The sequence below is a fragment of the Dolichospermum circinale AWQC310F genome (genome assembly GCF_000426925.1).
In the GTDB taxonomy this organism is placed as follows: Bacteria; Cyanobacteriota; Cyanobacteriia; order Cyanobacteriales; family Nostocaceae; genus Dolichospermum; species Dolichospermum circinale.
Genome location: NZ_KE384685.1, coordinates 106,482 through 114,817 on the forward strand (window position 1 = coordinate 106,482; position 8,336 = coordinate 114,817).

The window sequence follows — 8,336 nt, forward strand, 5'->3', positions numbered from 1 at the left end:
AGAGTGCGTCAGACTGTATAAATTTCATCAATAAACAGATTTCTAATATTAAATGGAAAGCAGGGAATGAGACGGTTTATTATAAAGTTCCGGTAGCGGTTGGGTAGTTAGGGATTTTTTGGAGAAAACTGTTAATTAATGTAGAGATGTTTTATGCAACGTCTCTACAGAATAATCCTATTCATCAAATATATTGGCTTGCACATGAAAAAAGTCTGCTAATTTTTGGGTTAATTCTGGATTTATTTTCTGAGCGCCGTTTAAAATATCATCAACCAGAATTTCTGAACCTAAAACAGCTTGTAAATCGGCTTTATTTTCCTCAAATTGTTCCAAAAGAAATAACAACATAGATTGAGGATTATTTTGCTGAGTAGGCTGATAATGTTCTTGTTAAAATTTTTCAATTAAAGTAATTAGCAATTGATATAATTCATTTTCTTCTGGATTACGTTTTCGGTGCATTAAATCTTCGAGAATGGCTAAAGCTTGTTCATTTTCTGCTTCAGTCTTGATAACTTTAGGAAGATAAGCTGTTAATAGTTGTTTGTATTTGTTGGGATTAAAAGTAAGGGTCATTTTTCCAATTTTTCTGATGAAATTATAGACTTTATTTCGTCAATACTAAGAGGTGGAAGTCGTCTGTGAATCATTGCGTGACAATTTGGACAAACAGGGCGCAAATCTTTTATAGGATCAACTTCGTATTCTTCATCACGATCAATTTCATTTTTGTCTCGTATGTATTTTTCAGCAAAGAAATTATAGATTTCTGCTATGTATACATCATCCAAATAACTTAATTTTGTACCAAGGCGATATCCTAAATTATTCCATGTCAGACGCTTATTTAATGTTTGATCTGTATATTTTTTGTGCTGTGATGTTGCATTTAACCATCCTCTTTTAAATTGTGCAAGTCGGCGAGAATCAGGAGGATGACGGTCATCTCTTTCATAGATTAATTCATTAAAGATGCTCTCATAAAGTGCTTTTAATAAAATTCATTATTCATCAACTTGCAACCAGAGAAGTAATGAATAGTTCATTCCTTAGACTCCTTCTCCCTCTCTGCGACTCTGCGCCTCTGCGTGAGATACTTTCCCCTATAAATCCTCATGCAACGCCCCCAACTTACGTATCTCCGGCCAAATCATCGCCGTAGCCACCACCACTAAAATCGTCCCAATACCCCCACCAACAACAGATAACACTGGACCAAATAAAGCCGCAGTCAAACCAGACTCAAAACTCCCCAACTCATTAGAAGCACTGATAAACACACTATTAATAGCCGCAACACGACCCCGTAAATGATCAGGGGTTTTAATTTGCACCAAAGTATGACGAATCACCACACTAATACTATCTAACGCCCCACTGAATGCCAACATCAACAACGACAACCACACCCAACGAGATAACCCAAAGATAATTGTTACAACCCCAAATCCCACAACTGACCACAATAAAGCTGCTCCAGCTTTGCGGATAGGTGGTAAATAGACTAACAATGCTGCCATAATTAATGCGCCTATAGATGGGGCAGCTTGTAAATAGCCCAATTCCACCGGACCAGCGTGCAAAATATCCTTGGCAAAAACGGGTAATAATGCTACAGCACCACCAAATAAAACTGCAAATAAATCAAGGGTAATGGCTGCGAGAATTAATTGATTATTCCAGACAAATTCAGCCCCCGCAGCTAGGGATTTTAAAGATACTGGTTCTTTGCTAAAATTCGTTGGTTGGGGTTTAATGGCGGCTACAGATGCTAAACATAATAGTGAGGCGATCGCAGCTACTACATATACTCCTGTAGCATTTTTGCACAAAGCAATACCCAATCCCCCCAAGGATGGACCTATCACCGATGCTAATTGAAAGCTACTACTTATCCAAGTCGCCGCATTAGAAAAAAGATTATTTGGTATCAAATGAAACATTAAAGCATCACTGGCTGGTTTGAGGAATGCCCTAGCTACACCCATTAATACTAAACAGCCATAAACTAGGAAAATTGCCCCTTTGGTATAGGAAATAACCCCTAAAGCCAAGGAACAAACCGCCAGGAGGAAAATTGCTAGTAAAGTAGTGCGTTGGCGGTTATACTTATCAGCAACATGACCTGCTATTAACGTCAGTAAAATCATGGGTGTTACTTGGGCTAATCCCACTCCACCTAAGGCCAAAGGGGAATGGGTGCGCTCATAAAGTTCCCAGCCAATAGCCACCGTTTGCATTTGTCCCCCTGTAAACAAGAGAACACGCCCAATAGTAAATAACCGATAATCTCGAAATCTCATGGCTGCAAAAGGATCGTGTGCAGCCTCAGTTTTAGGGTGGATTTGTTTCTGTTTGCTCGAAGACATTTTTTAGTAGACTTAACCCTTCTTCAATTTTTGATACTTGCTCTGGTGTCAAACCCTCTAGAATTTCCGCAATTTCCGCGCGAGTTTTTTCCTGGGATTGCTCTAAAAGCAGTTTTCCCTCTCTCGTCAAATTCAGGACTACTCGCCGTCGTTCTTGAGGATTATCTGTCCGTTGCACCAGATTTCGTTGGACTAATTTTTCTATAGTTGTTGATGCTGTAGCACAAGTGACACCTAAATGTTCTGCTACCTCTGATAAAGAAGCTCCAGGATTGCGATTGAGAAAAGCGAGCGATCGCAATTGTGGTATAGATAAAGAGTCAGAACTGTGCGATCGCATTTCGGCTCGGATAAACCGCATCAATAAGGGAACTGTTTCCATCACCCTAGCGGCACATTCTTTAGAGGGTTTATCCAAACTCATAAGATCGTTTTTCTCCAGATTACATCGCCACCCGTGGATAAAGTCGGCCACAGATGTAGGTTAAACCTATTAATGTTAGCAAGAGAATTGTACAATCTAACCCAAATCCATAAATACTTGAGCCATTGGCTAGCATTGCACCGCGTAAAGCATCCACTTCATAAGTCAAAGGATTCAAGTGAGAAATGAGCTTTAACCAGGTTGGCATCAGGGAAATAGGATAGATCGCATTACTGGCGAAAAACAACGGCATAGTGATTAATTGCCCAATTCCTGTAAATCTTTCCCGTGATTTCACCAAACAACCAATAATTAAAGAAAAAGTGCAAAAACAACCAGCACCCAAAAACACAATCAAAACTACTTGCAAGAAAGCTATAGGATTGTGATTTAAGTGTACACCTAACAACAAAGCCAAGATATAAATAAACACCACTTGGGAAAAGCAACGCACACCAGAAGCAATTCCTTTACCTAAAACAATTGCTGCGCGGGGTATGGGCGCTGCTAGAAATTTATGGACAACTCCTAAATCACGTTCCCAAATTAGTGTCATTCCCCCAGAGAAAATGGCCACAAATAATGCACTTTGAGCCAAAATACCAGGAGTCATAAAATCTAAGTAAGGTATATTACCTGTAGGGATAGCACGAGTGCGAGTAAAAACTTGCCCAAATATCAGCAGCCATAAAGCCGGTTGTACAGCCCTAATCACTAAATCACTAGGATCATGGCGCAGTTTTCTTACTTCTAACTCAGTAATTACCAGAGTTTTGGTAAATAGTTCTTTGATACCAGAAAAAATCCCTTTAGGGCGATTATATCTGGATTCAGCCCAACCGTTGAGAGGTACGTCTAGTTCTTGCAGTTTCACTGTAACTCACTCCTGATACTAATTGATTACCTGCGTAGTGGATAAAGACATCATCTAAAGTTGCATCTGGTTTTTCTATGGCTGCTTTTAATTCTGACGGCGAACCAGTGATAATTTCTTTACCTTGATTCATAATCACCACTCGATTGCAAAGATTATCCGCTTCCTCTAAAAAGTGGGTAGTTAAAAAGATGGTTGTACCGTACTCTCTACAGAGTTGCTGTACAAGTTGCCATACTTGGGTTCTTGCAACAGGATCTAATCCCACTGTTGGCTCATCCAGAAATAAGATTTGGGGTTGATGTAAAATAGCCTGGGCAATTTCTAACTTACGAATCATTCCCCCAGAAAAAGTTCTCACTAAGCGATGTGCTACATTCTCCAAACCCATGAATTCCAGCACCTCAGAGATTTGCTGTTTTCTGCGTCGAGGGGGAATATCATACAATTTGGAAAATATTAAAAGATTTTCATAACCTGTTAAAGTCCCATCTGCTGATAAAGCCTGGGGTACATAACCTATTACTCTTCTGACTGCATCAGGTTGATGAGTCACATCATAACCGGCTAAGTATGCTTTCCCGCTACTGACTGGTAGCAAGGTAGTTAACATCTTAATTACTGTACTTTTTCCCGCACCATTGGGACCCAGTAAGCCAAAAACTTCTCCAGATGCAACGGAGATATTTAAAGCATCAACAGCTGTAAATTTTTCAAAGCGGCGCGTCAGTTCCAGAGTTTGTAATATTACTGACTTGGGAACTTGTGCAGGTATTTCCGCAGATTCTATTCTTCCCGTAAGTTTCGTCACGATTGGAAGACACTTCCTTTTTTAAATATTTAGTTTATCTAAATATTAGTATGACATAGATTTTCTAGGAGTCAAGACCCAGGATTCAGGATAAGTATTCTAGCAGACAATTAGTGTGAATTTATACTTTACTTTTAAAGCTCTCTAATAGTTCTCTAATTATTCGATTCTCAACAATCTTTTTTATTGAAATCTTATGGTAAGTTATGAAAAATAATTCTGTAGGTATTCCTAAAAAATTAGAGAAGGTATTGATAATATGTCAGTTTTTATTCGTGTTGCTGATTTTTTACCAAAAAACACTCAACTGATGGCCTTTGTTAAACCATCAGAAGACGTAAATGAAGAATTGTATAAAGAAACCATAAAACAACTTAAAACTAAACCATTAATAAAAGCTAATAATGGTGGTATATATGTTCCAATTTATCTTGACGAGTCTTTAAGGATTGAATTTAGCATTTCAAATGCAGGAAAGATTCATAGAAAATTTAAAAAATGTAAGTGCCGTAGTCCTGTTTTACCTAATGAGCACCTGAAAAGTTTGAGCAATGCTGGACAGAAGATTTCGCTACTATTTGAAAAAAATAGACTTAACAATAAGATTGATGTATATAATAACATTTACTTTCAGGATAAAGATGATTTTTGGACAGCATTATATATTCAACGAGAAAGAGTTTATAATCTTTTTGAAGATGAATTTGAAGAACACTTGAGAATATTTAAAGAAAAAATTAATCTATATCTCAAACCAATAGCAGATATAACTCAGCTATTAGCTGTAGAAGTCAAACAAAAAGATGCTATAATTCAATTATTAAGATCACAAAAGCAAGATTTACAGAAGAGATTGGAGGATTTTAATAATTTAGAAGTCAAACAAAAAGATGACTTGGTTCAGTTATTAGAATCACAAATGCAAGATTTACAGAAGCAATTACAGGATACAAATAATTTGCTTGAAAAAAGTAAGCTTGTTACTTATCGAAATAAGCTTGATGAATTCAAGTATCGCTTAACAATGGATTTACCAGAAACTAAAAGTTCAGATTCTTGGCAGGAGTGGATTTACAAAAATAATTGGCTATTTGGAATTCAATACGGAAACTCTATTGCACATCCAAAAGTAGGCTTTAGAAGTATTCTTGATTATTTATTTCCTACTCCAGATGGATTTATAGATATTTTAGAAATCAAAAAACCATCACATGAAGTTATCAAAGAAAATAAATCACACCCTGGAGCTTTTGTTTGGTCAAGGGAAGCAAATGAGGCCATTGGACAAGTCGTAAATTATCTACATGAAATAGAGTTACATCAACTCGAAATATCTAAAAAACTTAAACAAGAACACTCTCTTGAATTAAGCACTATAAAACCTCGCGCCTTTATTTTAATAGGACAGTCTGACAATTGGAATGAAAAACAAAGAGAAGCTTTTAGGAAACTAAATCACGCATTACATGGTATTGAAGTTATCACTTATACTGATTTACTTGTGAGAGGGGAAAATTTGATTAAAGTATATGGTGATTAAATGGTAATATGTTATTTATTCATCCTAACTAATTACCAAATACTAAAAAGTAGTATTAATAGTTGTGATTTCAAACTATGAAAAACATTTTTCGGTATAATCAATCCAGAAAGGTTTAGGTAAATTTAATTAATGGCAAAAAAGAAACGACCTAGAGAACATATAATAGCAGATTTGAGCGTAAATCATGTTGAACGATATGTTTTCTTATGTGGTTATTCCGTAGAAAGAGTTGAATATGATTATGGGTTTGATTTAATTCTTTTTACATATAATATAAATAGTGAAATTGAAAACGGTCAAATTTACTTACAATTAAAAGCTACAGATTCTCTCAGAACACTTGCAAATCAAGAAACTATTGCTTTTAGCATAGCGCGTTCCGATTTAGAATTGTGGTTATTTGAGCCTATGCCATGTATTCTAATTGTATATGATGCTCAGTTGGATATAGCTTATTGGTTATACTTACAGGCATATTTTGAAAATTTGCCAAGTTTTGATCTATCTAAAGTTGGTGAAAGTATTACCGTTCACTTGCCTAAAACGAATATACTAAATCAAGAAGCAATCAAAAAATTTGCCAAATACCGGAATGATATTCTAAAGCAGTTAAAGGGAGTGATTCGTCATCATGGTTAGAGATATTCAGTTTACTGACCTAGAAAAGTTGCTTTTCAAAATAGGTTTTACTAAAGTACCAACAGCAGGCTCTCAGCAAGTATATCAATATCCATTGTCAGGAACTTTGGTCATTTTACCAGCTTACGAACAACAGGCTTATGTTCAACCTGTGCATTTGGTAGCTGTACGTCGAATATTAGTAGAAAATGAGTTAATCAATACCAACTCTTTCGACAGTTTTTTAGGAAAGGTTGCAAGCTAAAGCTGAAGCAGTTGTTGTTCGAGTTGTGGAATAACCATGATGGGGCTTAAATGCAGGATAATTTTATTGTACTTTCAGCACTTGTCGGTTAAGCTCAAAAAATAGAATTACGTAGGGGTGATTTAGGGGAATGTAAAAGTATTGAATACAACACCAAAAAATTTCAAACATCCTCTTACGGAAAATTCATAACTGCTATATAATAGAAGTCTAAATTATTTCCCAGATTTTACTCAAAATTAAAATTTAATGACTAGGTTTATACATGATAAATTCGCCAAAGACTATCTAGAAGAATTATTAAAAGATTACGGAGAAGTCAAAGCATCAGAAAAAGTCTCAGGAGAAATTAAAGAAATAGATGTTTTATTCACACCTACTAAACAACAAACTTCTAAATTACAAATACTGGGGTTACTAGGAAGACTTGTCGAAAATCCTGCAATAATAGAACCATACCGCAATCCAGCTTCTACCGATGAAATTTGCGACTGTATTCTCAAGTTATTAGAAGTCAAGGCTTTATTGCGACGAGAAGCCAAAGCCAATAAAATCAAACTTCAGGAGTCAGAAATTCCTAAATTGTGGATTTTAACCCCCACCATATCTGAAACTCGTTTATCTAGCTTTGGAACTATCCAAAAAGAAGGTTGGTTATCGGGAGTACATTTTTTAGCAGATGCCATGCGTTCAGCAATTGTGGCAATACACCAACTACCACAAACACCAGAGACTTTATGGTTGAGGCTTTTGGGTAGGGGAAGCGTACAATCACAAGCAATTATCGAGTTGCAAGCGTTACCATTAGATCACCCTTACCAAAAAGTCACCCTGGAATTAGTTTACAACTTGCGCGAAAATTTGAGAGTAAATCAAGAACTAGAAACAGATGATAGGGAGTTAATTATGCGACTAGAACCACTTTATCAAAGAAATAGAGAACAAGCTAAAGAAGAAGGAAGACAAGAAGGAAAGCAAGAAGGAGAAAAAAACTTAATAGTGCGTCTACTACATCGTCGGATTGGGGAAATTGATGCGTTATTAATCGAGCGAATTACAGGATTATCAATTGAACAGTTAGAAAACTTAGGAGAGGCGTTATTAGACTTTTCTAGTGTTGCTGATTTAGAAGATTGGTTAACCCAACACTCAATCTAATTCATTAAATCTATCAATATTCATCGTCAGGAACTTTGGTCATTTTACCAGCTTACGAACAAAAGGCTTATGTTCGGCCTGTGCATTTGGTAGCTGTACGTCGAGTATTGGTAGAGAATGGGTTAATCAATTCCAATTCTTTTGACAGTTTTTTAGGAAAGGTTGCAAACTAAAATTTCACCTATAATTACACTGTCTAAATATTACAGCACTTCCCGATGTTATGAGGTACAAGAACCCCACCCCCAACCCCCTCCCCGCAAGCGAGGAG

10 protein-coding genes are annotated in these 8,336 nt (G+C 36.4%); 4 read left to right on the top strand and 6 right to left on the bottom strand.

The genetic code is table 11. The annotated features are described in order from the left end of the window. Nucleotides 1-177 precede the first annotated feature (177 nt). From ACIR310F_RS26850 to ACIR310F_RS0112535, 6 genes are all read right to left on the bottom strand, one after another. Nucleotides 178-351, bottom strand: a complete 174-nt coding sequence (locus ACIR310F_RS26850; protein WP_231387516.1) for a hypothetical protein — start codon at nt 349-351, stop codon at nt 178-180. 42 nt (nt 352-393) lie between these two features. Further along, nucleotides 394-579 (bottom strand): hypothetical protein, encoded by a 186-nt coding sequence (locus ACIR310F_RS26855; RefSeq protein ID WP_231387517.1) that lies wholly within the window; start codon nt 577-579, stop codon nt 394-396. Between the two features lie 527 nt (nt 580-1,106). Continuing rightward, nucleotides 1,107-2,372, bottom strand: coding sequence for an MFS transporter (locus tag ACIR310F_RS0112520; protein WP_028084126.1), 1,266 nt, complete (start codon nt 2,370-2,372; stop codon nt 1,107-1,109). Continuing rightward, a complete protein-coding gene (locus ACIR310F_RS0112525) occupies nt 2,338-2,796 on the bottom strand; it encodes a MarR family winged helix-turn-helix transcriptional regulator (protein WP_028084127.1) in 459 nt (152 codons plus the stop codon). The genes ACIR310F_RS0112520 and ACIR310F_RS0112525 overlap by 35 nt, the downstream gene beginning before the upstream one ends. Before the next feature lie 19 nt (nt 2,797-2,815). After that, the gene (locus ACIR310F_RS0112530; protein ID WP_028084128.1) at nt 2,816-3,670 is read right to left on the bottom strand and encodes an ABC transporter permease; all 855 of its coding nucleotides are present in this window, start codon (nt 3,668-3,670) and stop codon (nt 2,816-2,818) included. Continuing rightward, entirely contained in the window at nt 3,627-4,481 is an 855-nt protein-coding gene (locus ACIR310F_RS0112535) for an ATP-binding cassette domain-containing protein (protein ID WP_028084129.1), read from the bottom strand. Before ACIR310F_RS0112535 ends, ACIR310F_RS0112530 begins: the two co-directional genes overlap by 44 nt. Before the next feature lie 259 nt (nt 4,482-4,740). Between ACIR310F_RS0112535 and ACIR310F_RS0112540 the strand changes: the two genes are divergently transcribed. The 4 genes from ACIR310F_RS0112540 to ACIR310F_RS0112555 all read left to right on the top strand — a co-directional run bounded on the left by ACIR310F_RS0112540 (nt 4,741) and on the right by ACIR310F_RS0112555 (nt 8,065). Continuing rightward, nucleotides 4,741-6,021: a Shedu anti-phage system protein SduA domain-containing protein gene (locus tag ACIR310F_RS0112540; RefSeq protein ID WP_028084130.1), complete on the top strand. Its 1,281-nt coding sequence runs from the start codon at nt 4,741-4,743 to the stop codon at nt 6,019-6,021. 132 nt (nt 6,022-6,153) lie between these two features. Further along, entirely contained in the window at nt 6,154-6,663 is a 510-nt protein-coding gene (locus ACIR310F_RS0112545) for a DUF4365 domain-containing protein (protein ID WP_028084131.1), read from the top strand. After that, nucleotides 6,656-6,907 carry a type II toxin-antitoxin system HicA family toxin gene (locus tag ACIR310F_RS0112550; RefSeq protein WP_028084132.1) on the top strand — a complete coding sequence of 84 codons (252 nt, stop codon included), beginning with the start codon at nt 6,656-6,658 and terminating at the stop codon, nt 6,905-6,907. The genes ACIR310F_RS0112545 and ACIR310F_RS0112550 overlap by 8 nt, the downstream gene beginning before the upstream one ends. Before the next feature lie 249 nt (nt 6,908-7,156). Continuing rightward, nucleotides 7,157-8,065, top strand: a complete 909-nt coding sequence (locus tag ACIR310F_RS0112555) for a DUF4351 domain-containing protein (protein ID WP_028084133.1) — start codon at nt 7,157-7,159, stop codon at nt 8,063-8,065. The last annotated feature ends 271 nt before the right edge of the window (nt 8,066-8,336 follow it).

Coding starts and splice junctions, on each gene's coding strand:
- ACIR310F_RS26850 (WP_231387516.1), bottom strand. CDS start 351: ATGTTGTTATTTCTTTTGGAACAATTTGAGGAAAATAAAGCCGATTTA.
- ACIR310F_RS26855 (WP_231387517.1), bottom strand. CDS start 579: ATGACCCTTACTTTTAATCCCAACAAATACAAACAACTATTAACAGCT.
- ACIR310F_RS0112520 (WP_028084126.1), bottom strand. CDS start 2,372: ATGTCTTCGAGCAAACAGAAACAAATCCACCCTAAAACTGAGGCTGCA.
- ACIR310F_RS0112525 (WP_028084127.1), bottom strand. CDS start 2,796: ATGAGTTTGGATAAACCCTCTAAAGAATGTGCCGCTAGGGTGATGGAA.
- ACIR310F_RS0112540 (WP_028084130.1), top strand. CDS start 4,741: ATGTCAGTTTTTATTCGTGTTGCTGATTTTTTACCAAAAAACACTCAA.
- ACIR310F_RS0112545 (WP_028084131.1), top strand. CDS start 6,154: ATGGCAAAAAAGAAACGACCTAGAGAACATATAATAGCAGATTTGAGC.
- ACIR310F_RS0112550 (WP_028084132.1), top strand. CDS start 6,656: ATGGTTAGAGATATTCAGTTTACTGACCTAGAAAAGTTGCTTTTCAAA.
- ACIR310F_RS0112555 (WP_028084133.1), top strand. CDS start 7,157: ATGACTAGGTTTATACATGATAAATTCGCCAAAGACTATCTAGAAGAA.